The following is a 26,954-nucleotide window of genomic DNA, read 5'->3' as shown; positions in this document are numbered from 1 at the left end:
AGGAATCCCTCATCATTTTTTATAATAGTTTCTTTTAAGTGAATATAATACAAAAATGAAATGGCTGATGTGCAATTAACTAAATGGTTATTTGTACATCAGCTTATTTTTATATAAATTATGTCAAAAAATGTAGAAAAAAATAGTAAATTTTTTTCATAAAATATGTATTTTTTAGTATCTACTGGACAAACTACAAAAAGGAGGTGTTTGTATGGACAAAAAAAATTTCAACAAAATGTCAAACTTTTTTAAAAAGGAGGGTTTTTATGTAGTACTTTTTGTTTGCTTGTGTGTAGTTGCTACTGTAGCAGCAGTTACTTCAAAAAGTAACAAGACTCCTGTAAAGCCACCAGTAGTGCAGGAATCAGCAAAGGATACAAAAGGCTCTGAAATTGTAGCTCAAGAGGCTAATGAAGAGTATGATAATGCTCTTCAAGTAAAGAAAAATACTGTTCCTTCAAAATCTACAGTAGATAATACTCAAACTAATAATACTCAGACTAAAACTTCAACAAACAAAACTTCAGCTGCAGTATCAAAAACTGTTGATACTAAATTTGCTAATCCTGTTGAAGGAACACTTGCAAGAGCATATAGCGAAGATCCTGTATGGTCAGATAGCACTAGCACATATAGACCAGTTTTAGGTATTGATATTAAAACTGATTTAGGTAAAGAAGTAGTAGCTGCTTTAGATGGTAAAGTATTAGAAGTTGGTGAAGGCGAATATGGAAAATATGTTGCCATTTATCATCAAAATGGATTAACTACTGTATATGCCAATTTAGACCCAGATATAAAAGTATCAAAAGATAAATCAGTTAAAAAAGGTGAAGTAATTGGTAAAGTAGGAAACACAAGTCTTAGATCAGGCTATGAAAAATATGGCAGCCACTTACATTTTGAAGTTGTAAAGGGTAAGGACATAACTAAAAATGAAAATAAAGTTGATCCTGCTAAATATGTAAAATATACGCTTTCTAAATAGTTATAAAATCAACTTATTTTTAAATTGCAAAATATTATACTATTTTGCAAATAGCATAAAATACTAACATTTCATTAGCCATTTACCGAAATGAACATCGGAAAATGGCTAATGAAAGTAATTTAACAGGGTATAAAAGCATATTATAAATATAGAAGGGTTAAGGAGGTAGCACTTTGAAAGACTACATTGAAGAAAGAGTACTTGAAGTTGCAAATTATATTATTGATTCCAAAGCTACAATAAGAAAAACAGCCAAGGTATTTGGAGTAAGTAAAAGCACTATACACAAAGATATGACAGAGAGATTACCCAAAATAAATCCTCAAATTGCAGATGAAGCCAAAATGATTTTAGATTTTAATAAAGCAGAAAGGCACATTAGAGGTGGAAAAGCCACTAAAATGAAGTATAAAGCTATTGAAGGTTAAAAGCATTCCTATTATAATTAATCTATATGATTTAATTTTAATATAAATTCAAGTTAAATATAACTTGCTATATTATATGAGAGATAGAGAGGAGAAGGGAATGTTTTTTAAAGTTGGAACTGATATGGGGATTGATTTAGGTACAGCTACAGTACTTGTGTACCTCAAAGGAAAGGGTGTTATACTCAAAGAACCTTCTGTAGTGGCTATTGATAAAAACAACAATGTAATAAGAGCTGTTGGCGAAGAAGCAAGACAAATGATAGGAAGGACTCCAGGGAATATAGTAGCTATAAGACCACTTAGAGATGGAGTAATATCAGATTATGATATTACAGAAGCAATGCTAAAGCATTTTATAAAAAAAGCTTGTGGTCGTAAAAAAATATCTGCTCCTAGAGTGGTTGTATGTATTCCATCTCAAGCAACAGAAGTTGAAAAAAGAGCTGTAAGAGATGCATCAATAAATGCAGGAGCTAAAAAAGTTTATCTAATTGAAGAACCCTTAGCAGCAGCTATAGGTGCTAATCTTGATATAACCGAAGCAAGTGGAAACATGGTTATTGATATTGGTGGTGGTACTACAGATATAGCAGTAATTTCTTTAGGCGGAATCGTAGTACGAGCTTCTATAAAAATAGCTGGAGATAAATTTGATGAATCTATAATAAGATATATTAGAAAAAAACATAAATTAATGATTGGAGAAAGAACTGCAGAAGATTTAAAAATAAATATAGGATCAGCCTATAAAAGAGAAAAAGAAATTACTATGGAAATAAGAGGAAGAGACCTTATAACAGGACTTCCCAAAAATATAATTGTATCCTCAGAGGAAATGAGAGAAGCTTTAAGGGAAACTGTCAATGCTATTGCCGATTGTACACATTCAGTCCTTGAAAAAACTCCTCCTGAGTTAGCAGCTGATATTGCTGAAAAAGGTATATTAATGACTGGTGGAGGATCTTTATTAAACGGATTGGATAGCCTTATAGCTGAAGTTACTAAGGTACCTGTACGTATAGCTGACAATGCTGTTTCTTGCGTGGCAGAAGGAACAGGTAAAGTATTAGAATATATAGATAAAATAGATACTGGAATTAGTGGATATGATGTTTCATTAATATCAGGATAAATTTTAATTTAGATGTTAAAAAATATATAGACCTATAAGCCGAAATAAATAAAAAATGCGTGATGACATTAAGTAAAGTTAAAAAACTTTTTGTAAAATAATAGTCACAAATTAAGTATTATTTGTTTAAACGTTAGTAAGTTTAACGAAAATACTTGATTTGTGGCTATTTTAAAATAAATCTTTTTAAAAGATTAGATATTACGCATTTTATGTGTTTTATATTTAACTATAAAAATGATTTTTATTTTAAGTTGATTTTGCTTTATTTTTCTCATATAAATAATATGAATGTATAATAGCTTGAGTTATTACTTTAGCTATTTCAACTATTAAATCTAATCTTATATTTCTATTAGTAAATAATTCATTATTGTCGCTTGAATCTACAATACCTATAATAGAAATTTTCCCTACCTCTGGTAACGATTTACCAACACCTTTTCCAGGGTGTATAGGATAATCTCGTGCTTGAATTTCACCTATACTATCATCATCTCCTAAGCAGGCATCTATACCAATAATATTAGCTTTAGGAAAAAGAGTTTTTATTTCAGAGAGCTTTTTATCAATATTCAAAGCATGAATAGGTTCTGATATTGTACCAAATACGGGTAACGGGAAAAACTTTTCTTTTAAAAAAGTTCCTACTAATGGTCCCAAACAATCCCCTATACATCTATCTGTACCTATACATACAATAACTGTATTTTCATCCATATAATTCTTTAGGAAATTTGCAATTTCGTAATAAGCTAGTGGGTTTTTATAATGAGTTTTAACTTTACTCAACAAATAACCTCCTTATCATATTGATTTTTTATTAAAAAGAGATTAATATCTATCAATATTCAGTAGCCAATAAAGTTCATTCTACTTATATTGTAATAAACTATTTAATAATATATATGCTGTTAAATATAAAAATATTAAGAATGAATAAAAATATTAAATAAGGTGATACTAATACGATGAGGTGGTTTTATTTATGTCTAAAAAATTTTATTCTGTAATTGTTATATTTTTTACTATTATATATACAGTTGCAACTGTATATACAAATAAAGATTATTTAAACGAAAAATATAGTATTAATCAAATAAATATTTTTCAAAATATTAAAAAAATTAATGTACAAACTATTTTACCTAAAAAGAGTAAAAATTTAAATAATAATATTAAAAATACTCAAACTTCTGAAAAAGAAAAAATAGCAGATAGTAATGAAAAAAATATAAAATTTTCTCCATTACCTAAAAGCGTAATAAGATTTAAATTTGATAGAGCTTATAAAGATGAAAAAGAATTATTAGATGCATTAAAAGAAGAGAATACTACAAATTTAAATAATAGCTTAGCTGATAATAAACTAAAAGAAAGCAATAAAGAAAATAATAATAAAGAAATAAATCAAAACAATAATAAAGAAAATACAGAGGAAAATTTATCAGTGTTTAATAATTCAATTAATAAAAATAATGTACTTATAACAGATTTAGATAAAGAAAAAATACTGACTGTTTCAAAAACATTGTCCCCTATAGATCAGAGTAAAATAGAGGAATATATAAATAATGCAGATATAATAAATGCATTAAATTTGTTAAAGCAGAGACTTTCAGATAAAGAATATGAAAATATTAAAAATATAGAAGAAAAATATAAAAAAATTAAATCTTAAACTATTTAAATTTTAGAATATTAAATTTTTTATAATTTTAACTTATTTAAAAACTTTAGTACTTTGTTTTATAATTCTAAGATATCTAAAAAGTTTAGTATTTGAAAATTATTAGTTTGATATTATAAATAATATTTTGAGTATAATAACTACAAAATAGCTTATTCGATAAATATTGACAGAAATTTTTTACTGTGATATTATGTACTAGAATTAAAAGTAATCCAAATTATAATCTCTTATCAAGAGAGGTGGAGGGAGATGGCCCTGTGAAGCCCGGCAACCAGTTTTACAACAAAGGTGCCAATTCCAGCAGTATTTACTGCAAGATAAGAGGATACGTTAATCGTGCCTCTTCGTTATGAAGGGGTTTTATTTTTTATGTAGCATAGGAGGGAAATTTATAAATGAGAAGATTATTCACTTCTGAATCTGTTACAGAAGGACATCCAGATAAAATTTGTGACCAAATTTCTGACGCTGTATTAGATGAAATATTATCTCGTGATCCAAATGCTAGAGTAGCTTGCGAAACTGCAGTTACAACAGGAATGGTTTTAGTTATGGGAGAGATATCTACTAATTGTTATGTAGATATACCTAAAATAGTAAGAAAGACTATACAAGATATAGGATATACCAGAGCTAAATATGGTTTTGATTGTGATACTTGTTCTGTATTAACTTCTATAGATGAGCAATCTCCAGATATAGCAATGGGAGTAAATGAAGCATTTGAGGCAAAAAAAGGAGAAATGGATAAGATAGATGCCATTGGAGCTGGAGACCAAGGTATGATGTTTGGTTTCGCTACAAATGAAACAGAAGAATATATGCCTCTTGCAATTTCTTTAGCACACAAAATGGCAAGAAGACTTTCAGAAGTTAGGAAAAATGGAACTTTATCTTATTTAAGACCAGATGGAAAAACACAAGTTACTGTAGAATATGAAGATGATAAGCCAATTAGAATAGATACAATTGTTATATCCACTCAGCATGATTCAGAAGTAACAAGAGAACAAATAGAAAAAGATTTAATGGAACATGTTATAAATAAAGTAGTTTCAGCAGATCTTTTAGATGAAAATACAAAATACTTCATAAATCCAACAGGAAGATTTGTTGTTGGAGGACCACAAGGAGATTCTGGTCTTACTGGAAGAAAGATTATAGTTGATACTTATGGTGGATATGGAAGACATGGCGGTGGTGCTTTTTCAGGTAAAGATCCAACAAAAGTAGATAGATCTGGAGCTTATGCAGCAAGATATGTTGCTAAAAATTTAGTTGCTGCTGGTGTAGCTGATAAGTTAGAAGTAGAAATTGCTTATGCTATAGGAGTTGCAAAACCAGTATCTATAGAGGTTGATACATTTGGAACTGGAAAAATTTCAGATGATAAAATTATAGAAATTATAAATAAAGTATTTGATTTAAGACCTGCTGCTATAATAAAAAATCTAGACTTAAGAAGACCAATATATAAACAAACTGCAGCTTATGGACATTTTGGTAGAACGGATTTAGACCTTCCATGGGAAAGATTAGATAAAGTTAATGAAATTAAAGAATATATACAATAAAGACTGCAAATAAGCAGTCTTTATTGTATAACTAATATTTAATAAATAAATTATTTTAAATTGTCAATACTCTTAATATATAAAAAGAAAAGAGGTATTACTATGAAATTAGCTAAATTTTTTCATATAATAAGGGTAACTTTTTCAAAAGCATTTATATTAATAGCTATAGTACTTTTAGGAAGTGCAATTCTTTCTATATATTCTTTTATAAATTTTATAAATAAAATAGCTCTTGTTTTCAAAATAAATCCAAGTTTTTTTATATCATTATTTATAATTTTAATAACCATACCTTTAATATCTTATTTTTTAGAAAAAAGATTAAATTCTTATTTTAAAGAAAAATAGAATAATTAATCTATAAAATATTTTTAATAATTAAGTGCTATTTATTTATAAAAATAGATTTTTAAAATAGATAAATATAGTGAAACTTAACCTAAAATATAATAAAAGGGTAGTTTAGCTATTATAGTAATTTAATTATAAAATTATAATTTTAGATTAAGACAAAATTATAAATAATATTTTGGGGTTTAATTTATTAGTTTTAATTTATTTTATTAAGATTTAAATATTTTGCCCCCAATAATTACTTTTTTAATATTAATATTTTCATCAAATAAAACTAAATCTGCATCATAACCTTCTTTTATGAGGCCTTTTTTGTTATCAACCTTGCAATGTTTAGCAGCATTATAAGTTGCCATTTTTACTATTTCATAAAGTTTATAATTTGAATTTTTATATATATTTCTTATTGCATCATCCAAAGTTAATATTGATCCGGCTAAATTACCTTCTTTAAGCCTTGCAGCACCATTTTTAACAAATACATCTTGACCTCCTAAAGAATATTTTCCATCTGGCATACCGCAAGCCATCATTGCATCTGTTATCAAAATAACTTTATCAAGTCCCTTTTGTTTATATGCAATTCTAAGCGATGGATAACTTATATGAATTCCATCAGAAATAGTTTCAGTAGTAATATCAGTATCAAAAACAGCACCTACTATTCCAGGTTCTCTATGATGAAGAGGAGTCATAGCGTTATAAAGATGAGTTGAGTGACTAATTCCACATTTTATTCCTTCTAAAGTTTCTTTATATGTAGCTTTAGAATGACCTATAGAAACTATTATGTTTTTATCTTTTAAATATTTAATAAGCTCTTTACTTCCTTCTATTTCCGGGGCTAATGTTATACTTTTAATGGCAGTTATATTATCTTTTGCAATAAGATTAAAAGTATCAATAGAAGGCTTTTGAATATATTTTGGATTTTGGGCACCTATCATATATGGACTTATAAAAGGACCTTCAAGATGAACTCCAAGTATATTTGCTCCTTCTGTACCATATTTCATACATTGAGAAGCAGAATCAACTGCTTTTTTTATATCTTCTATAGGGCAAGTCATTGTTGTAGGAAGAAAGGAAGTAGTACCATAATTAGCGATTGTTTTAGCTATAGTATTTAAAGATTCTACAGTGCCGTCCATTGTATCGCAGCCACCTGCACCATGAATATGAATATCTATAAATCCGGGAGAAAGATATAAACCTTTTGCATCTATAATTTCATTATCATCAATTTCATTATTATCTAAAAATTCAATGTCTATTTTCTCTATTTTTCCATTCTTTATTAGAACGTTTCCAAATTCAATTTTATTTTCAAATATTATTTTACAATTTTTAATTAACATAAATTTTGCCTCCTATAGCTAATTTTACGTTTATTTATATAGTAAAATTTTTAAACATAATAGTCAACCCAATTTAGTATATATAAAACTTAAAGTTTAATTTATGAATATATTAAAAAACGATCTCTTTTAATATAAAACATATTTTCTTTTTAGATTATTATTTTATTATACTATAGGATTTTTAAAATTTGAGTTTTTTATTAAAAAATTATGTTTAAGTAATATAAGGTTGAGAAATAGTTTATTTTGAAGTATTCTATATATATAATATTTTATTGTTAAAAATGTATAAATATAAACTTTAAATATAGGGGCGATTTTATGCCAGAAATACAAGGATTAGTTGAAGATATAATATTTCAAAATGAAGATAATGGATATGTAGTAGCAAATATAAAAACTGAAAATGAAAAAGTTACTTTTGTTGGATTTATACCATATTTAACAGAAGGACAAAATTTAAAAATTGAAGGTCAATGGGTTATTCACCCTCAATTTGGTAAACAATTTAAAGTAGAAGCTTATGAAGAATTAGTTCCTAGTACAGCTTATGATATTGAAAAATATCTAGCATCAGGAGTTATATCTGGTATAGGACCTGTAACTGCAAAGAAGATTGTAGAAAAATTCGGAGATAAAACTTTAGATATATTGGATAATGATATAGATAAACTTATAGATATTGAGGGAATAGGAGATAAAAAAGTTGAAATTATAAAAGAATCTTATTTAAGACAGAAAGAAATTAAAAATATAATGCTTTTCCTTCAAAACTATGGAGTTACTCCTAATCAATGTATAAAAATATATAAAAAATTTGGCATTGATTCCATAAATATTGTAAAACAAAATCCATATATACTTTGCGAAGAAATATCAGGAATAGGCTTTAAAACTGCAGATAAAATAGCTAGAAATCTTGGTGTAGAAATGAATTCTGATTTTAGAATAAAAAGTGGTATAAAGTATATAGTAAATGATTTTTGTTCTATGGGAAATACTTATATGCCTTTAGATCTATTAGTAAAAGAGTGCAAAAAATTACTTTTAGTGTCAGAAGAGGAAATAGAAAAAGTATTATATAATAGTGCTCTTGAGGGAAATGTAAAGGTTGAAGTCATAGATGGAAAAGAATGTGTTTTTAATATACCTTTTTATTATTGTGAACTTGGAGTAACGCGTAAAATACTTACTTTGGCCTTTAGCGAATACCAACCTATAAATATTGATGTAGAGTTTGAGATAAAGGAATTTGAAAGAATAAATAATATAAATTTTGAAAAAACTCAAATAGAGGCAATAAAAGGGGCTTTTGAAAATGGAATAGAAATTATTACTGGAGGTCCTGGAACGGGGAAAACTACCATAATAAATTGTATTACAGGTATATTTGAAAAAGCTAGTATGAAAGTATTTATGGCTGCACCAACTGGAAGAGCTGCTAAAAGAATGACTGAAGCTACAGGTAGAGAAGCAAAAACAATACATAGGCTTTTAGAGATAGGAATAGGTGAAGATGAAAATTTAGATTTTATAAGAGATGAATCTTCACCTTTAGAATGTGATGTAATAATAATTGATGAAGCTTCTATGATAGATATTATGCTTATGAATAGTTTACTTAAAGCTGTTTCTATAGGCACCAGAGTAATAATAGTTGGCGATGTAGATCAGCTCCCTTCTGTAGGACCTGGTAATGTATTAAGAGATATAATAGAGAGTAAATGTGTTAAAGTTGTAAGGCTTAAACATATATTTAGACAGGCAAAAGAAAGCATGATTATTGTAAATGCTCATAAAATTAATAGTGGAGAAATGCCTATTTTAAATGAAAAAAATAAAGACTTTTATTTTATAAGAAATGATAATCAAAATGAAATATTAAACACAATAATAGAACTTATAAACATAAGATTACCTAAATTCAATAAAGAATGGAATAAAATGCAGCATATTCAGATTCTCTCTCCAATGAGAAAAGGGAATTTAGGAGTTTTTAATCTCAATAAAAAACTTCAAGAAATATTAAATCCTAAAAAACCTTATAAAAACGAAAAGGTATTTAGAGATATTATATTTAGAACCGGCGATAAAGTAATGCAGATTAAAAATAATTATAGTATAAAATGGACTAGAATAAAAGGAGAAGGAGAGCCTGAAGGAACAGGTATATTTAATGGAGATGTAGGCTATATAGAAGAAATAGATGAAGAAAATGATACTATTATAGTAAATTTTGATGATGAAAAAAGAGTATATTATGATAGTACTTCATTAGATGAATTAGATTTAGCTTATGCTATAACTATACATAAAAGTCAAGGCAGCGAATTTCCTGTAGTTATTATGCCTGCTTTTATGGGGCCTCCCCTTCTTATGAATAAAAATCTTCTTTATACAGGAATAACAAGAGCTAAACAAATGGTAGTTTTAGTAGGTTCTATTAAAGCAATACAATTTATGATAAACAATAATAAAAGCTTTGAAAGATTTTCTGCTTTAAATTGGAGAATTAAAAATATAATAGACAATGAAAAATAAAAGATTATAAAGGTAGGAAAGGCAGGGGATTTTTATAGTTATTTATAAAACATCTAATTTTATAAATTATAAAGATAAAATTTCTGAAAGTATATTTAATTGGTGCTTAGGAAGAGAAAAAGCTTTAAATGTTATTTCCCCTCCTTATAATCCGCCTAATGTGCTTTTAAAAACTTTACTATATTTTATAGACAAAGATAAAAAAGTTCTTTACATAACAGGAGAAAATGAAAATAATATTCAAATATTAAATGTAATAAAAAAATACACTGACTTTAGAGATTATACTTATATAAGAAATAGTTATGTTTCTGAAAATGCTTCTTTAATCATATGTAATTATAAAAATGCTGTAAAATTAAAAAATAAATATAATTTAGTTGTATATGATGATGTAAATAGTTTTCCAGAATATACTAGTTATGAAATATTAGATTTAGTTATAAAATGTTTAGATGAGAATGGTAAAGCAATATGTTTTTCTATAGAGAGTATATTTAAAAATATAAAGGATATAATTATACCTACAAGAATTAATAGAATGCCTTTAATAGAGCCAAGATATGTAATTACACGAGTAGATTTAAATAAAGATATTCCATATATAATATATGATTATTTAAAATTTTTAATTTCTAATGATAGAAAAATTATAATTTATCTTCCAAGTAAAGAAGATGTATATAATGTCTATTCGTATTTTATAAATTTTAAAGATAATTTAGGCAAAAATATTATGTATTATATAGCCAATGAAAATGATGAAAAAATATTATATAATTTTTCTAAAATAAAAAAAGCTATATTAATTACAAATGATTACAAAGAAGAATCTATAAATATGCAGGATACAGATATAATAGTATATCATGCAGACAATTTATATTTTGATTATAAAAAATTAATATATTTTTGTGCAAAGGCAGGAAGAAACAAATATTTAAAAGGAGAAGAAGTCATATTTTTAGCTAATACTGAAAGTGAAAATATGGATAAAGCTAAAAATATAATAAGATGTTTTAATAAAGAAGCATGGGAAAAGGGATTATTAGATATTTAATAGAAAGTTCTTTAAGTGTAATATACAACAATGATGAAAATTGTATTATTTGTAATGATTACTGCCATGAAGATAGTTTTCTTTGCATTAAATGCAGTAGAAAAATAAATAATTTAAATAAAGAATTTAATTTAAAAAAGGATAATATAGAACTTTTGTGTTATAGTTCTACTTATTATAATGGAATAGTAATGGAACTAATTAAAAAATTAAAATATAAATGTGATTTTAGATGTGGTGAAGTTTTAAGCAATATTCTTTTTGAAACTATAAAAGAAAAACAAATTTCATATGATATAGTATCATTTGTTCCTATTCATAGAAAATCTCTTAGCCATAGAGGATTTAATCAAAGCAAATTTTTAGCTAAACGTATTTCAAATTATAATAAAAAACCTATTGTAAATTGTTTAAAAAAAATAAAATATACAAAAGATCAAATAGGATTAGATGATGATATGCGTTGGGAAAATCTAAAAAACAGTTTTAAAGCAGTAAATAAAAAATATTTTAAAGATAAAAAAATATTACTTATTGATGATGTATTTACTACAGGAGCTACAGCTTTTTGCTGCAGCAAAGAGCTTTTATCTAAAGGAGCGAAAGAGGTCATTATATTGACAGCAGCAAAAAGTAGAGTATAATAAAAAATGATAAGTTAGGTTTGTGGTTGAAAGTCGATGCCAGTCGCAGGCAAAACGACCCACGTAAGTTAAACAAATGTTTAATGAGCATGGTGCGGCTTAGAAGTAAGTCCTGCCGTAAATTTACGAGAGAGTGAGTAGTGAGAGGATAATGCCGAGTAGCAAAAACTCCAGCAGGCGAGTGTGGGGGCAAAGACCAGGTCAACTAACTTATAGTAAAAATAATGTGGTGTATCGGTTTTTATATGGCTAATACATCACATTATTTTTTTATTATTTTAATATTATTTATTAGGGTTATTTAATGCTATTTCTTTAGTTTTACTTGAAACTACTTTAAAAAATAAAAAAATAAGAATTTTAAATATATTTTAAAATATATATAGTAAATTATTATAAAATAATTATATTGCAAAAGGGATTTTTATTAAATATTAATAACTATATATAGATGCAATAGAAATTTACATATACTATAAATTGTGTAATGAAAATTAAATTACAGCTTATTGAGGTTAATGAAATTGCAGCTAATTAAAAAATTTACATTTTTTTCTATAAATTTCTGATTATTAAAATTTAACTAAAAATCTTTAAGGATATAAAATAAAAAAATACATATAATTATAAAGCAACGCTATATATAAATATAATATTTTAAATATAAAAAATCAAAAATTATTGCATTTTGTGTAACATAAGTAATAAAAATGTGAATTTATTAAATATTTTGTTAATTATAAAAATTACTATTGATATTTGGTAAAATTCGCTATAAAATTATATTAACAAAATATACTTAAGAAATAAAAATTTACTATTTAAAATCTTATATTATAGATTTAATATAAGTAGAGAGGGGCTGTCTTTATGAAGGTAAACATATTAGGGAAAAACATCGAGGTTACAGAAGGCTTAAGAAATGCTATTGAAAAAAAATTATCTAGATTGGATAAATTTTTCGATAGTGAACAAGAGGCTTTTGTAACTTTAAGTGTGCAGAAGGCAAGAAAAATAATTGAAGTAACCATAAGGTTTAATGGTGTACTTTTAAGAAGCGAAGAAGCCAACTCTGACATGTATGCAGCTATTGATATAGTAAGCGATAAACTTGAAAGACAGATAGTTAAGCATAAATCAAGACTTGAAAGAAAATATCATTCAAATGTTCCATTAAAATATCAAAATATACCTATATATGAATATAGTGCTGATGAAGTTAAAGAACCTAAAATAGTTAAAACTAAAAAATTTGCAATAAAACCAATGTCATCTGAAGAAGCAGTACTTCAAATGGATCTTTTAGGTCATGATTTCTTCGTATATTCAAATGCTGATACTGGAGATGTAAACGTAGTTTATAAAAGAAAAGATGGAAATTATGGTTTAATTGAACCGGAATTTTAAGTAAATTAAATTAACCATAAGGGCATAGGCTTAAAGCTTGTGTCCTTTATTATGTTTAACAAAATAATTTAAATAATTGTAAAAAGTTGAATGGAATTTAATTAGATGATATAATCTATTAAGTATAAATGTTTGTTTTAATTTGAATAAGATAGTGAGGATGAAAAATTATGGGATTAATAAACAAAATATTTGGAAGTTATAGTGAAAGACAAGTGAAAAAAATACTTCCAATTGTTGATAAAATAGAATCTTTGGAAGGAGATATGCAGCGTCTTAGCGATGAAGAACTTAGAGGAAAGACAGAAGAATTTAAAAATAGACTAAAAAATGGTGAAACTTTAGACGATATTCTCCCTGAAGCTTTTGCAGTATGCAGAGAAGCAGCTTGGAGAACTTTAGGCATGAAACATTATAGAGTGCAGCTTATTGGAGGAATTGTACTTCATCAAGGAAGAATAGCAGAAATGAAAACTGGTGAAGGAAAAACTTTAGTAGCTACTTTACCTGCTTATTTAAATGCTCTTTCAGGAAAAGGTGTTCATATAGTTACCGTTAATGACTATCTTGCTAAAAGAGATAGAGAATGGATGGGAAAAATTTATGAATTTTTAGGTTTAAGTGTTGGAGTAATACTTCATGATTTAAATAATGAACAAAGAAGAGAAGCTTATAATTCAGATATAACTTATGGTACAAACAACGAATTTGGTTTTGATTATCTTAGAGATAATATGGTAATTTATAAAGAAGAAAGAGTTCAAAGGGGTCTTAATTTTGCTATTGTGGATGAAGTTGACTCTATATTAATTGACGAAGCAAGAACTCCTCTTATAATTTCTGGAGAAGGAGATAAATCTACAGAATTTTATAGAATTGCAGATATGTTTGTAAAAACTTTATTAAAGGATAAAGATTTTACTGTAGATGAAAAAGCTGGAGCAGTTATGCTTACAGACGAAGGTGTTTTAAAGGCTGAAAAGTTTTTTGGACTTGACAATTATACAGATGCTTCTAATATGGAAATTCAACATCACGTAGTTCAAGCACTTAAAGCTAATTATCATATGAAACGTGATAAAGATTATATTGTAAAAGATGGAGAAATTGTTATTGTAGATGAATTTACCGGAAGACTTATGGAAGGAAGAAGATACAGTGATGGACTTCATCAAGCAATAGAAGCTAAAGAGGGAGTAAAAGTTCAAAAGGAATCTAAAACTTTAGCAACTATAACATTTCAAAATTATTTTAGAATGTACCAAAAACTTTCTGGTATGACAGGTACTGCTCTTACAGAGGAAACAGAATTTAGAGAAATATATGGTCTTGATGTAGTTGTTATACCTACTAATAAGCCTATGATAAGAATAGATCATCCTGATTTAGTTTATAAAACAGAAAAAGGTAAGTTCAATGCTGTAGTTAAAGAAATAGAAGAAACTTACAAAAAAGGTCAGCCAGTACTTGTAGGTACAGTAAGTATAGAGAAATCAGAGCTTGTTTCTTCTATGCTTAAAAAGAAAGGAATACCTCACCAAGTATTAAATGCTAAATTTCATGAATTAGAAGCTGAAATTATATCTCATGCCGGAGAAAAAGGAATGGTAACAATAGCTACTAATATGGCAGGCCGTGGTACTGATATTAAACTTGGAGAAGGTGTTACAGAACTTGGAGGACTTAAGATTATAGGAACAGAAAGACATGAATCTAGACGTATAGATAATCAGCTTAGAGGACGTTCTGGACGTCAAGGAGATCCAGGAGAATCAAGATTTTACGTATCTTTAGAAGATGACTTAATGAGAATATTTGGCTCAGAAAGGCTTCAAAGTATGGTAGAAAGACTTGGCCTTCAAGATGATGAAGCAATTGAAAGTAAAATGGTTTCTTCTGCTATAGAAAATGCTCAAAAGAAAGTAGAAGGTAATAATTTTGATATAAGAAAAACTCTTTTAGGCTATGACGATGTAATGAATACTCAAAGAGAAATTATTTATAAACAGCGTTCACAAGTTCTTGAAGGGGAAAACTTAAAAGAACAAATTCAAGATATGATAAAAGATGTTATAAATTCTGCAGTTGATTCTCATATTTCTGGAATTGAAGAAGAATTTGAAGATGATTTATCAAAGCTTATTGCTTATTTAGATGAAATTTGTATTCCTAAAAGCTTTATTTCTATAGAAGAACTTAAAGATATGGGGAATGAAGCAATTAAAGAAAAACTTATAGAAATAGCATTAGATATATATAAAAAGAAAGAAGAAGAATTTACTCCAGAACAAATGCGTGAAATAGAAAGAGTTATTCTTCTTAGAGTAGTAGATAGTAAGTGGATGGACCACATAGATAATATGGATCATTTAAAACAAGGAATTGGTCTTAGAGCATATAAGCAGCAAGATCCTGTTCAGGCTTATCAATTTGAAGGAAGCGAAATGTTTAATGAAATGATTTATAACATAAAGCTTGATACTGTTAAATATCTTTTCCACGTTCAAATTGAAAAAGCACCTGAAAGAGAAAAAGTAGCTGTTGAAACTAGTACAAATGCTGAACAATCTCTTCCAAAGCAGCCTATAAAAAAAGATAAAAAAATTGGCAGAAATGACCCATGCCCTTGTGGATCTGGGAAGAAATACAAAAATTGCTGCGGAAGATTAGCTTAAAATATTTTTAATATAAAAACTGTTACGAAATTTATTGCTGCAATACATGAAATATATTAGTTTACATATTTCATATATTGCAGCTAATTTTCATATAACTTATATTTATTTCAATTTGCAAAATAAAATGGAGAGTGATATGTATGTTTTCAGAATTTGATGAAGCAATAAATTCTTTAGGAAATCTAAAAATAGAATTAAATGAGATTAGGGGGTCTCTTTGACTTAGAAACTTTAGAAAAAAAAATAAATGAGCTTGAAAATAAAATGCAGGAAAAGAATTTTTGGGATGATTTAAAAACAGCCCAAAGTATAACTCAAGAGGCAAAAATCCTTAAAGATAAATTAGATAAATATAAAAAATTAGAAAGTGAATTAGAAGATATAGAAGTTTTAATAGAGCTTTCTAAAGATGAAGAAGATTTAGAAATAAAAAAAGAGATAATAACAAATATTAAAAACATAAAAAAAGAAATAGAGGAATTTAAAATACAAACTATGCTTTCTGGTGATTATGATAAAGATAATGCTATTTTAACTCTTCATGCTGGAGCAGGAGGAACAGATGCACAAGATTGGACAGAAATGCTTTTAAGAATGTATACAAGATGGTGTTATAATAAAGGCTATAAAATTGAAACTTTAGATTATGAAAGTGGAGATGAAGCTGGTATTAAAGGAGTAACTATAAGGGTAGAAGGAGAATTTGCTTACGGATATCTTAAAGCAGAAAAGGGAATACACAGATTAGTTAGAATTTCGCCTTTTAATGCAAATGGAAAGAGGCAAACATCCTTTGCTTCTGTTGAAGTTCTTCCTGAACTTACCGAAGATCAAGATATTGAAATAAGACCTGAAGATTTAAAAGTAGATACTTATCGTGCTGGTGGAGCAGGAGGACAGTATGTAAATAAAACAGAATCAGCAATAAGAATAACTCATATACCTACAGGAATAGTAGTTCAATGTCAAAGCGAAAGAAGTCAGCATAGCAATAGAGAAACAGCTTTAAAAATGCTTAAAGCAAAACTTATAGATTTAAAAGAAAGAGCACATAAAGAAAAGATAGAAGATTTAACAGGAGAACTTAAAAATATAGGGTGGGGCAGCCAGATACGTTCTTATGTTTTTCATCCTTATACATTAGTAAAAGATCATAGGACTGGAATAGAAGATGGGAATATAGAAAGTGTAATGAATGGAGAAATAGATTTATTTATCAAAGAATATTTAAAGCAAAGCAGTAATGGTAAATTAGATATATAAAAATAAAGCAGCAGTTAGTGAATTTAAACTGCTGCTTTATTTTATTCTTTTGAGCTATTTATACGATGATATATAAAAATAAACAAAATTAACGTTGATGATGAAAATATAATAATATCTTTATAATATATAAGAAAAATATTGTTATCAAATCCTTCTTTTATTATTTCTTTAGAAATTACATTAAAAGCTCTATCAATAGCTGAAACTTCTATATATTGAGCATCATCTTTTGGAGTATGAATTCTAGACATATCACTGTCACAGAAAGTTACAGCATCAATTCCATTTTTTCTAAAAAATTCGTGATCGCTGGAAGGTTCAAATGTAAGATTGTAATTTATTTTTTCTTTATTTAGTGTAGAAACTATAGAACGAACAAATTTTGTATTATCAGAATCATCTTTACCTCCCATTATATTTAATGGTACAGAACTGCTGCCAATCATATCAAAATTATAAACTTTTGCTCCTTGAATTTCATTTAAGTATTTTTCAACAAAATGTTTAGAACCTAAAAGCCCAAATTCTTCAGCATTAAAGGCTACAAAAATTATATCTCTCTCTGGAGTTCCTAAAGAATATATATATTTACTTAATTCAAGTAAAAATGCAGTACCAGATGCATTATCAAGAGCACCATTATATACTGTTCCTTTTGCATCAGAACCTACATGATCAAAATGAGCAGATATTATAATGGGTGGAAGGCTAGAGTTTTTCCCTTTAATATAGCCTGTAACATTATTTAATTTTGTTTCTTTTACTTCAAAAGGTATAAAACATGAAATTGTATATTCTTTAGATAAATAATTTTTTACTTCTTTTAGTGCATTTTTAGAAAGCATTATATACATATCTTGAGAAGAAGGTTCAAAAGCCATAAAAGAACTTCTAAAACTAAGGTCCTCTCCTTGAGGTACAAAGAATAAAAAACTATTATTTCCTTTTATAACTTGTAAAGCTTCATTTCCTTCTTTAATATAGTCTTTATTACTAAAAACTATATGGTTTTTTTTAAAGCTTAACATTTCTTCTTTATAATCTACACCGTATTTATATTCTTTTACCAAAGATCCTTTTTTATCTAATATTTTAAAGTATGGATCTTGATTTAATTTTTGAGGATAAATTGAATCAAATGGATCATAGTAATCATTATTAAAAGGTAGTAAACCAATTTCTTTAAACTCATTTTTTATGTATGTAGCAGCTTCTAAATTTTCAAGACTCCCTGCAAGTCTTCCTTTAAAATAGTCGGAAGATAAATAATTTATGTTATTTTTTACTATTGTATGGTTAAAACTATAAATTCTATTAAAAATATTTATACTATAAGTTAATAATAATATTGATATTATTATCATAAATGCAGTTATATTTTTTTTCACTTTGTACTCCTTTATATTATTACTATCTATAAATAATATGAACTTTTATAATTTTATATAACTAAAGTTAAATTTTATCTTTTAATTTGCAGGATAGTTTTGTAAAATAATATAGTATAGAGTATACTATTTTACCATTTAATGTAACAATTTAAAGAAAGAAGGTACAAATAATATTATGGGAAATATTTCAAATAGACTTGCTCAAGAATTTAATTTAAAAATAAAGCAAGTGGAAAATTTCATAGAACTTTTAGATGGAGGCAATACAGTCCCTTTTATTGCAAGATATAGAAAAGAAGTTACTGGAGGTCTTGATGACATAACACTTAGAAATCTTTCAGAAAGACTTACATATCTTAGAAATCTTGAAGATAGAAAAAAAGATGTTGAAAGACTTATAGAAGAGCAAGGTAATATGACTGAAGAAATAAAAGCTAATATAGAGGCAGCAGAAACTCTTACAGAAGTTGAAGACATATATAGACCATTTAAACCTAAGAAAAGAACAAGAGCCACTATAGCTGTAGAAAAAGGTTTAAAGCCTTTAGCAGAAACAATATTTAATGGTGAATTTAGTGGAGATATTAAAGAATATGCTAAAACTTTTATAAATGAAGAAAAGGAAGTTAAAAATGAAGAAGAAGCTTTAAAGGGAGCTATGGATATTATAAGTGAAATGATATCAGATGTAGCTGATTATAGAAAATGGATAAGAAGTTTAGTTTTTCGTGAAGGTATAATTGAAACTAATGGAAGCTCAGAGGAACCTACACCTTATGAAATGTATTATAATTATAGTGAAGCTGTAAAATCAATTCCACCTCATAGAATTCTTGCTATTAACAGAGGAGAAAAAGAAAAAATATTATCAGTTAAAATTACTGTAGATAATGATAAAATAATACAATATTTAAATATAAAATGTTTAAAAGAAAATAAAGAAACAGACTATTATATTGCAGAGGCTATAAAAGATGCTGTTAAAAGACTTATATATCCTTCTATTGAAAGAGAAATAAGAGCAGACTTAACTGAAAAAGGAGAAAATGGAGCAATAGAAATATTTAAGGCTAATTTAAAATCACTTCTTATGCAGCCTCCAATAAAAGGAAAAGTTGTTTTAGGATATGATCCTGGATTTAGAACTGGATGTAAGATAGCAGTTTTAGATGATACGGGAAAATTTTTAGATCAGGCAACAGTTTATGCTACTGAACCTCAAAACGATATAGAAGGTTCTATAAAAAAACTTAAAGAATTAATTTATAAATATAATGTAGATGTTATATCTTTAGGCAATGGAACAGCTAGCAGAGAATCAGAAGAAGTACTTTCAAGACTTATTAAAGAAGTTAAAGAAGAATCAGGTAAAGAAATTTATTATGTAATAGTAAGTGAAGCAGGAGCTTCTGTTTATTCAGCATCTGAACTTGCATCTAAAGAATATCCTGAAGTTAATGTTTCTATAAGAGGTGCTATATCTATAGCTAGAAGATTACAAGATCCTTTAGCAGAACTTGTAAAAATTGATCCCAAATCTATAGGAGTAGGACAATACCAGCATGATGTAAGTCCTAAAAAATTAGATGAATCATTAAGAGGGGTAGTAGAAGATTGTGTTAATTCTGTTGGAGTTGATTTAAATGTAGCTACACCATCACTTTTATCTTATATATCTGGTATAAACTCAACAATAGCTTCAAATATAGTTGCATACAGAGAAGAAAATGGGAAATTTAAAAATAGAAAAGAGCTTTTAAAAGTAAAAAGGCTTGGAGAAAAGGCTTTTGAACAATGTGCAGGATTTTTAAGGGTTATGGAAAGTGATGAACCTTTAGATAATACATCTGTTCATCCTGAATCATATAAAGCCGCTAAAGAGCTTTTAAATATTTTAGGTTATACTTTAGATGATTTAAAAAATTCAAGGCTTTATGATATAGATGAAAGAATTAATGAAAAAGGAATAGATTCTTTAGCTAAAAAATTAGGTATAGGTATTCCTACATTAAAAGATATAGTTAAAGAAATAAAAAAACCAGGAAGAGATCCAAGAGAAGAGCTTCCTAAACCTATATTTAAAACAGGGGTTATAGATATAACTCAACTTAAACCAGGAATGGTACTTATGGGTACAGTAAGAAATGTAGCTGATTTTGGAGCATTTGTAGATATAGGAGTTCATCAAGATGGACTTGTACATAAAAGCCAAATGTCAGATAAATTTGTAAGACATCCTTTAGATATTGTTAAAGTTGGAGATATAGTAGAGGTTAAAGTTATAGACGTAGATGAAAAGAGAAAAAGAATATCCCTTAGTATGAAAAAAGAATAATTATTAAAAATTTTTTATAATACTTGCTTTATGTATGAAATTGTTATATAATTTTTTTATAAAATTTAATAATTATAATCTTCAGGGCAGGGTGACTAAGAAATTAGGATTCCCGACCGGCGGTATAGCCCGCGAGCCATTTTATGGCAGATTCGGTGTAACTCCGAAGCCGACAGTAAAGTCTGGATGAAAGAAGAAATATATTTAGAAATATATTTAATTTATAAGCTTGTTTGCCCTGACAGTTTTGTCAGGGCTTTTTATTGTGAATTAAATTATACAAATATACAAAATAATATTATAAGGAGGGGACTTTAATGAAGAACAAAAATATAAACACATTAGTAAAAATTTCATTTTTAGGGGCTATATCATTTGTAATTATGATGTTTAGTTTTAAATTACCAATTTTTCCATCTTTTTTAGAAATTGATTTAAGTGATATTCCAGCATTAATTGGAGCTTTTGCATTAGGTCCAGTAGAAGGTGTAATAATTGAATTATTAAAAAATATATTAAATGGTGCTATAACAGGTTCAAAAACAATGTGGATTGGAGAACTTGCGAATTTTTTAGTAGGTTCAGCTTTTGTATTTACATCAGGATATATATACAAAAGACACAAATCAAAGAAAAATGCCATATTTGGTATGATTCTTGGGAACATTGCTATGACAATAACTGCTGCATTATTTAATTATTTTATATTAATACCTTTTTATGCAACAGCAGGAGGATTTGGACTTCAAGCTATTATAGATATGGCAAAAGCAATTAATCCAAAGGTTACAGATTTAAAAACTCTTATAATATGGTCAATAGTTCCTTTTAATATTTTAAAAGGTATAGTAATTGCAGTCATTACAACACCTTTATATAAAGGTTTATCTCCAGTACTTCATAAAAATACTGATTTTTCAGCCAAAAAAGAAAAATATAATGAAATATAAAATTATAATTTAAAAGGCAATTTGTAAATTTACAAGTTGCCTTTTAAATTATAAATTATATTTCCACATTATAATTCCATCTTCTTTAGTATCAGAATAATAATTTTTTCTTATACCAGCTTCTATAAAACCATGTTTTTTATATAAATTTTGTGCTATTATATTTGAAGCTCTAACTTCTAAAGTCATAGATTTTATTCCTTCTAATTTACAAAGTTCAATTAAAGCTTCAACAATCATATCACCAGCTCCTATACCTCTATACTCAGGATGAACTGCAATATTTGTTATATGTCCTTCATCTAATATAAGCCATACTCCTCCAAAACCTATTACTATATCATTTATTTTTGCCACTACATATTTAGCAAATTTATTATTTAATTCTTCTTTTATTGATTCATAGCTCCAAGAGGTTGTAAAACTCATAGTACTTATTTTAAAAATATCATTTATATAATTTTCGTTAAAAGGTACAATTTCTATTTTATTCATTTTTTATACTCATCTTCTTTTCATACTCTCTTTCAGCTTGAGGCTTTCTTAAATATATTGGTACAGAAGTATAAAGATTATCGTATTCTTTGTTTAAAAGTTTTTTTATGCCTAATTCTCCTAATGAAGAAGCCTTAACTACATTAAGATGATTAGGTGCAAAATAGGTATTTAAGATATTATTTGCAAGTTTATCCTTAAATTTAGGTACAGCATCTCCTACAAATATAACTGGACTATTATATTTTTTTATCATTTCTATTAAATCATCTATATAAAGTGTCATATAATCTGTAAGTTTATTTAAATTTCCATCATTAAAATAATATAAAGCTGTATATACGTTATCTCTAAGTGCATCTAATATAGGACAAACAATAGAATTACTACAAGGAAAATTAAAAGCAAGTGCATCAAGTGAGGATATAGAAACAAAAGGTTTATTAGTTCCTTGACTTAACCCTTTCACCATAGACATACCTATTCTAAGGCCTGTAAAAGAACCAGGTCCTTTTGAAACTACAAATCCATCTATGTCTTCTAAAGTTAATTTAAAATCTTTAAGAAGTTTATCCACCATTGGCATTAATATTATAGAATGCTGTTTTTTGCTATTGTAATTTATTTCTCCAATAAGCTTTTCATCACTTACAAGTGCACAACTAGCACATTCTGTTGAGGAATCTATACTTAATACTATCATAAACTAATCTCCTTTATATAATTATATCTATCTCCATATGCGTCTAAAGTTATTTTTCTATAATTTTCACCTAAATTAGGGAGTTTTTCTATAGTAATTTTTAAATATTCCTTTGGGATGAGTTCTTCTATATAGTTAGCCCATTCTATTATACTTACTCCATCTGAAAATATATATTCATCAAAGCCAATAGCATATATTTCATCAGGATCATTAACTCTATATACATCAAAATGATAAAGTTTTAATCTTCCATAATATTCATTTACTATATTAAATGTAGGACTTGTAATATGTTCTTTTATACCTAAACCTTTTGCTATTCCTTTTGTTATATGAGTTTTACCTGTTCCAAGTTCACCTATTAAACATATAATATCTTGAGAATTTACAAGTTTTCCAATTTTTTCACCCAGAGCAATAGTTTTTTCAACACTATCTACAATAAATTCCATAAATTTTCACTCCTAAGTTTTTACATAAACATATATTTTTATATTAATACACATAAATAAAAAAGGCAATTATATAATAAACTATTATTATAATATTAAACATGGGAATTAAATATATAGAAAGTTTAGTTTGCACTTAACATATATATTATGTAAAATATATATAGTAAATACCATATTATAATAATACAGAGGTGTATAAATTGAAAAAAAATATAATAGGCATATTTATTTTATCTTTTGTATTTATATTTGTATCTTGTACTGTCCAATCTAAAGAAACTAAACCTTATATAAAATCAGAGAATAAAAATGAAGAACAAATTCCATTAAATATAGTAACAACTAATAAGTTTCTTTATAATATGGTTAAAGATATATCAAAAGATAAAAACAATATAGAATATATGTTTACTAATAAGGATGAACTTTTTAATTTTAATTATTCAAAAGAAAATTTAGATTATATAAGTAAAAAAGATATATTCTTTTATTTTGGGAATGCAATGGAACCATGGATTGAAAATTTTATAAATGAGCTAAATAAAAATAAGGTTGCTCCTGTTAATATATCAAGAGGTGTTAAAATAATACAATTAGAGCGTGGAATTTTATATAAAGATAAAACTATAAATGATAATCCATATTTTTGGTCAAATACAGAAAATTATAAAATAGCAATGCTTAATATTAAAAATGCATTACAAGATAAGGATACAAAAAATAGAGATATATATGAGAAGAATTTTAATGATTTAATAAAAGAAATTGATGGATATGAAAAAGAATTAAAAAATATTACTGAACAATTAAAAGACTATACATTCATAGTAGATGGTGATGAACTTGATTATTTTATAAAAAATTATGGACTTAACAGCTTAAAATTATATAATTATGGTTTAGTACTTACAGAAGAAGATAAGAAAAAAATTTCTGATTTAGAGGAGAAAATTAAAGGGAATAACAATATTATATTTTTGTATGACAATGAAGAAAAACTAAAAGCAAATGATTTTCTTATAAAAAAGTATAATATTAATACTTTAAATATTATATCTTATAAAGATGACATAAATTATAAGGATATGTTAAAGTATAATTTAAAAAATTTAGAAACTTTACTTCAAAATATACAATTAAAAGAAGAAAGTAAAAAAGCAGATGTAAATCAGTAAATTCTTAATATGAAATTTTATTGGATATTTCATAAAAATTAAAATTTCCACGATTTTTAAAAATCATGGAAATTTTAATTTTTTATTTAAACAAAATCCAGTTTAAAATTTTAGGAGTAAATAAAATTAATAAAAAAAATAAAATTAATGTAATCACACTTATGGAAAAATATATTTTAGCAATATTTTTAGTTAATTTTTTTATATTCATGAAATCACCTCAATTAAATTATTGACAAAATTATGAAAATATATAAACATAATTATTAATAAATTTATATATTATTCAAATAAGTATAAAAATATATATTGTGCCAATAATTTATATGAGGTGATTTTTTATGGGAGAAATTATTTTAAAATTATTAGATGTAAATTATGGAGAAATGTTTTTTATTTTTATATTGGCAATATTATCATATGAATGGATTAAATTAATAATAGTAAAAATCTTTAAATTTATATTTAAAGATCATAATTCATTTAAAGAATATAATTCATTAAGTGAAATTGATTTAAAAATAGCAGAAAATTTAATAAAAAATATGACAGGTAGAGAATTTGAAAAATTTTGTGCATGGTTATTTAAAAAATCTGGAAAGTACGAAAGTGTTGAACTAACTAAAGCTTCTTGTGATGGAGGTAAAGATATTATATTAAATGGAGATACATATGTAGAGTGTAAAAGATACAATGATGGTAATGGTGAATATGATACATTTGAAATAGGTAGAGAAATATGCCAAAAGTTAGTTGGAGCTATGGTTGGTGATGGCATAAAAAAAGGAATTATAGTTACTACAGGAAGTATTAATAAAAATGCATGGGAATATTTAAAAAATATTGAAAAAAACACTGATTTACAATTGGAGTTTATAATATTTAGTGAATTAATTAATATGATTAGAGAAATCAATAGTGATGAAATTTTTAATGAAATTATTAATATTAAAGATGAAACTGATTTAGCCATAAATTAAAAAGTATTAACAATATCTATTCAAATAACCTTTTAATAGGTAATTATCTAAACAACAGATTAAAGTAGTTAAATTTTCTTCATAACACCAATGGATTGAAGTTGTTTTAAAGTAAAATAAAAAAGAGTTTTAGTATACACTAAAATATACTAAAACTCTTTTTTTATGTTTCTAGTTACTTTGGCAGGGGCAGCAGGAATCGAACCCGCAACCAACGGTTTTGGAGACCGCTACTCTACCAATTGAGCTATACCCCTTTATTTATTAATGTTTTGTCGTTTTTCAGTATTTCTACTGTAACGATTACCGACAAAAAATATTATAAAGCAGAAAGCTTAATCAGTCAAGCATAATTTTTAAAATTCTGTTGATTTTTATGATTGATTTATGATAATGTCATAATGTATCACAATTTATCTTGATAACTGGAAAAAAATAATTAAAAAGATACCAGTTTTACTGGCACTAATAGTATAAAATTTTCAAGAAATTTTTTAAAATGGTTTAGATATTTTTGAAAAAGATATCTAAACATTGTATAATAAAATTATAGAATATATAGTAGAATGTTATATAGCGTATTCAAAGGAGTGTACTTATGAAAAAGAGTATTTTAAAAAAACATTCTTTAATTTTTTTTATTTGTGGAATTATAATTTTCGTTGTTACTGTTGTATCTATTATAAAAGATTATTATAATGCTAAAAATGCACAAAGCCTTTTAAATCCTTTACTATATAAATTTTTTCCATTTGTAATTTCATTTATATTGATTAAATTTGGAATGAAAGAACTTTTAAACAAAAAATAATTATATACTTATTATCAGATTTACAATAAAATGAATATGCTATATAAAGATTAATTTTAAGGAGGATTTAAGGATTTAAATGCTTACTACTGAACAAAAAATTTTGGCTGCTATTTGCCATGGAGGTATTTTTTTTGGAGCACCTATAATTATTCCACTTATAGTAATGCTTATTTCAAAAGATGATTATGTTAAAACTCAAGCAAAAGAAGCACTTATGTTTCAAATTTTAATTATTTTGTCATTAATAGCATCAGGTATACTTACAATAATTTTTATAGGAATTATTGGAATTATAGGTTTTAGTATAGCAGGTATTGTATTTCCTATAATTGCTATAGTAAATGTTTTAAATGGCAAAGATTATAGCTACCCTGTATCAAGCAAATGGGCAAGAAACATTTAGATTATAAAGAGCCAAATTTTTGGCTTTTTTTTTATTAAAAATATAGGATAAAAAAATTTACTATGGTAAAATATACTTCGATATATGTTAGTATTTGCATCTTGCAGCCTTA

Annotated in this window: 25 protein-coding genes, 1 tRNA gene and 2 riboswitches; of the genes, 19 read left to right on the top strand and 7 right to left on the bottom strand. The window is 26.2% G+C overall.

The window, feature by feature from the left end; genetic code table 11:
- Positions 1 to 214: 214 nt before the first annotated feature.
- The 3 genes from B5D11_RS05965 to B5D11_RS05955 all read left to right on the top strand — a co-directional run bounded on the left by B5D11_RS05965 (position 215) and on the right by B5D11_RS05955 (position 2,557).
- On the top strand, positions 215 to 991 hold the full coding sequence (locus B5D11_RS05965; protein ID WP_078682132.1) for a M23 family metallopeptidase: 777 nt from the start codon (positions 215 to 217) through the stop codon (positions 989 to 991).
- Between the two features lie 176 nt (positions 992 to 1,167).
- Complete coding sequence (gene spoIIID, locus B5D11_RS05960) at positions 1,168 to 1,422, top strand: sporulation transcriptional regulator SpoIIID (RefSeq protein ID WP_078682131.1); 255 nt, start codon at positions 1,168 to 1,170, stop codon at positions 1,420 to 1,422.
- A gap of 100 nt (positions 1,423 to 1,522) precedes the next feature.
- On the top strand, positions 1,523 to 2,557 hold the full coding sequence (locus B5D11_RS05955) for a rod shape-determining protein (RefSeq protein WP_078682130.1): 1,035 nt from the start codon (positions 1,523 to 1,525) through the stop codon (positions 2,555 to 2,557).
- A 249-nt stretch (positions 2,558 to 2,806) separates the two neighbouring features.
- Here the strand turns inward: B5D11_RS05955 and yyaC are convergent, their stop codons facing one another.
- Entirely contained in the window at positions 2,807 to 3,349 is a 543-nt protein-coding gene (gene yyaC / locus B5D11_RS05950; protein WP_078682129.1) for a spore protease YyaC, read from the bottom strand.
- A 196-nt stretch (positions 3,350 to 3,545) separates the two neighbouring features.
- Between yyaC and B5D11_RS05945 the strand changes: the two genes are divergently transcribed.
- From B5D11_RS05945 to B5D11_RS05935, 3 genes are all read left to right on the top strand, one after another.
- Positions 3,546 to 4,238, top strand: coding sequence for a hypothetical protein (locus tag B5D11_RS05945; protein ID WP_078682128.1), 693 nt, complete (start codon positions 3,546 to 3,548; stop codon positions 4,236 to 4,238).
- A gap of 236 nt (positions 4,239 to 4,474) precedes the next feature.
- Positions 4,475 to 4,574: riboswitch (SAM riboswitch) on the top strand.
- A gap of 71 nt (positions 4,575 to 4,645) precedes the next feature.
- Positions 4,646 to 5,824, top strand: coding sequence for a methionine adenosyltransferase (gene metK, locus B5D11_RS05940; RefSeq protein ID WP_078682127.1), 1,179 nt, complete (start codon positions 4,646 to 4,648; stop codon positions 5,822 to 5,824).
- A 102-nt stretch (positions 5,825 to 5,926) separates the two neighbouring features.
- Entirely contained in the window at positions 5,927 to 6,175 is a 249-nt protein-coding gene (locus B5D11_RS05935; protein ID WP_078682126.1) for a hypothetical protein, read from the top strand.
- A gap of 215 nt (positions 6,176 to 6,390) precedes the next feature.
- Here the strand turns inward: B5D11_RS05935 and nagA are convergent, their stop codons facing one another.
- Entirely contained in the window at positions 6,391 to 7,539 is a 1,149-nt protein-coding gene (gene nagA / locus B5D11_RS05930) for an N-acetylglucosamine-6-phosphate deacetylase (protein WP_078682125.1), read from the bottom strand.
- Positions 7,540 to 7,863: 324 nt separating this feature from the next.
- Between nagA and B5D11_RS05925 the strand changes: the two genes are divergently transcribed.
- The 6 genes from B5D11_RS05925 to prfB all read left to right on the top strand — a co-directional run bounded on the left by B5D11_RS05925 (position 7,864) and on the right by prfB (position 17,135).
- Positions 7,864 to 10,083, top strand: a complete 2,220-nt coding sequence (locus B5D11_RS05925; protein WP_078682124.1) for an SF1B family DNA helicase RecD2 — start codon at positions 7,864 to 7,866, stop codon at positions 10,081 to 10,083.
- A 160-nt stretch (positions 10,084 to 10,243) separates the two neighbouring features.
- Positions 10,244 to 11,143, top strand: coding sequence for a hypothetical protein (locus tag B5D11_RS05920; RefSeq protein WP_078682123.1), 900 nt, complete (start codon positions 10,244 to 10,246; stop codon positions 11,141 to 11,143).
- Positions 11,116 to 11,787, top strand: coding sequence for a ComF family protein (locus B5D11_RS05915; protein WP_078682122.1), 672 nt, complete (start codon positions 11,116 to 11,118; stop codon positions 11,785 to 11,787). The genes B5D11_RS05920 and B5D11_RS05915 overlap by 28 nt, the downstream gene beginning before the upstream one ends.
- An 870-nt stretch (positions 11,788 to 12,657) precedes the next feature.
- Positions 12,658 to 13,194, top strand: coding sequence for a ribosome hibernation-promoting factor, HPF/YfiA family (raiA, locus tag B5D11_RS05910; protein WP_078682121.1), 537 nt, complete (start codon positions 12,658 to 12,660; stop codon positions 13,192 to 13,194).
- A gap of 170 nt (positions 13,195 to 13,364) precedes the next feature.
- On the top strand, positions 13,365 to 15,869 hold the full coding sequence (gene secA / locus B5D11_RS05905; RefSeq protein WP_078682120.1) for a preprotein translocase subunit SecA: 2,505 nt from the start codon (positions 13,365 to 13,367) through the stop codon (positions 15,867 to 15,869).
- Positions 15,870 to 16,012: 143 nt separating this feature from the next.
- Positions 16,013 to 17,135, top strand: a protein-coding gene (gene prfB / locus B5D11_RS05900; RefSeq protein WP_180376965.1) for a peptide chain release factor 2 whose coding sequence is annotated in 2 segments (ribosomal slippage) — positions 16,013 to 16,090 and positions 16,092 to 17,135 — 1,122 coding nt in all. Because the reading frame shifts where the segments join, the coding sequence is not laid out codon by codon here.
- Between the two features lie 41 nt (positions 17,136 to 17,176).
- Here the strand turns inward: prfB and B5D11_RS05895 are convergent.
- Complete coding sequence (locus B5D11_RS05895; RefSeq protein ID WP_242942251.1) at positions 17,177 to 18,526, bottom strand: M28 family metallopeptidase; 1,350 nt, start codon at positions 18,524 to 18,526, stop codon at positions 17,177 to 17,179.
- Positions 18,527 to 18,704: 178 nt separating this feature from the next.
- Between B5D11_RS05895 and B5D11_RS05890 the strand changes: the two genes are divergently transcribed.
- From B5D11_RS05890 to B5D11_RS05885, 3 genes are all read left to right on the top strand, one after another.
- A complete protein-coding gene (locus tag B5D11_RS05890; protein ID WP_078682118.1) occupies positions 18,705 to 20,864 on the top strand; it encodes a Tex family protein in 2,160 nt (719 codons plus the stop codon).
- Between the two features lie 73 nt (positions 20,865 to 20,937).
- A riboswitch (FMN riboswitch) is annotated at positions 20,938 to 21,066 on the top strand.
- Positions 21,051 to 21,182: a hypothetical protein gene (locus B5D11_RS12925; RefSeq protein ID WP_278320341.1), complete on the top strand. Its 132-nt coding sequence runs from the start codon at positions 21,051 to 21,053 to the stop codon at positions 21,180 to 21,182. (Overlaps the previous riboswitch by 16 nt.)
- Positions 21,182 to 21,814 (top strand): ECF transporter S component, encoded by a 633-nt coding sequence (locus tag B5D11_RS05885; RefSeq protein ID WP_078682117.1) that lies wholly within the window; start codon positions 21,182 to 21,184, stop codon positions 21,812 to 21,814. The genes B5D11_RS12925 and B5D11_RS05885 overlap by 1 nt, the downstream gene beginning before the upstream one ends.
- Positions 21,815 to 21,862: 48 nt before the next feature.
- Here B5D11_RS05885 and rimI read toward each other — a convergent pair whose 3' ends face one another.
- From rimI to tsaE, 3 genes are read right to left on the bottom strand one after another with little or no spacing between them, the layout of a single operon-like run.
- Entirely contained in the window at positions 21,863 to 22,309 is a 447-nt protein-coding gene (gene rimI / locus B5D11_RS05880; protein WP_078682116.1) for a ribosomal protein S18-alanine N-acetyltransferase, read from the bottom strand.
- Complete coding sequence (gene tsaB / locus B5D11_RS05875; RefSeq protein ID WP_078682115.1) at positions 22,302 to 23,012, bottom strand: tRNA (adenosine(37)-N6)-threonylcarbamoyltransferase complex dimerization subunit type 1 TsaB; 711 nt, start codon at positions 23,010 to 23,012, stop codon at positions 22,302 to 22,304. Before tsaB ends, rimI begins: the two co-directional genes overlap by 8 nt.
- Entirely contained in the window at positions 23,009 to 23,467 is a 459-nt protein-coding gene (gene tsaE / locus B5D11_RS05870) for a tRNA (adenosine(37)-N6)-threonylcarbamoyltransferase complex ATPase subunit type 1 TsaE (RefSeq protein WP_078682114.1), read from the bottom strand. Before tsaE ends, tsaB begins: the two co-directional genes overlap by 4 nt.
- A 203-nt stretch (positions 23,468 to 23,670) precedes the next feature.
- Here tsaE and B5D11_RS05865 point away from each other — a divergent pair, with 203 nt between their 5' ends.
- Together B5D11_RS05865 and B5D11_RS05860 are read left to right on the top strand one after the other, a co-directional pair.
- Positions 23,671 to 24,645 (top strand): metal ABC transporter substrate-binding protein, encoded by a 975-nt coding sequence (locus B5D11_RS05865; protein ID WP_078682113.1) that lies wholly within the window; start codon positions 23,671 to 23,673, stop codon positions 24,643 to 24,645.
- A gap of 341 nt (positions 24,646 to 24,986) precedes the next feature.
- A complete protein-coding gene (locus tag B5D11_RS05860) occupies positions 24,987 to 25,625 on the top strand; it encodes a restriction endonuclease (protein WP_078682112.1) in 639 nt (212 codons plus the stop codon).
- A gap of 181 nt (positions 25,626 to 25,806) precedes the next feature.
- On the opposite strand, the gene B5D11_RS05855 is transcribed toward B5D11_RS05860, so the two are convergent.
- Positions 25,807 to 25,882, bottom strand: a tRNA-Trp gene (locus B5D11_RS05855).
- Between the two features lie 341 nt (positions 25,883 to 26,223).
- Here B5D11_RS05855 and B5D11_RS05850 point away from each other — a divergent pair.
- Positions 26,224 to 26,436, top strand: coding sequence for a hypothetical protein (locus B5D11_RS05850; RefSeq protein ID WP_078682111.1), 213 nt, complete (start codon positions 26,224 to 26,226; stop codon positions 26,434 to 26,436).
- A 79-nt stretch (positions 26,437 to 26,515) separates the two neighbouring features.
- Positions 26,516 to 26,842 carry a DUF4870 domain-containing protein gene (locus tag B5D11_RS05845; protein ID WP_078682110.1) on the top strand — a complete coding sequence of 109 codons (327 nt, stop codon included), beginning with the start codon at positions 26,516 to 26,518 and terminating at the stop codon, positions 26,840 to 26,842.
- Positions 26,843 to 26,954 lie beyond the last annotated feature (112 nt).

Origin of the sequence: Clostridium sp. USBA 49, assembly GCF_900167505.1 — a bacterium.
GTDB classification, from domain to species: domain Bacteria; phylum Bacillota; class Clostridia; order Clostridiales; family Clostridiaceae; genus Clostridium_AT; species Clostridium_AT prolinivorans.
Note: the sequence above shows the minus strand (reverse complement) of the source record. Positions and strands in the feature narration are given on the sequence as shown.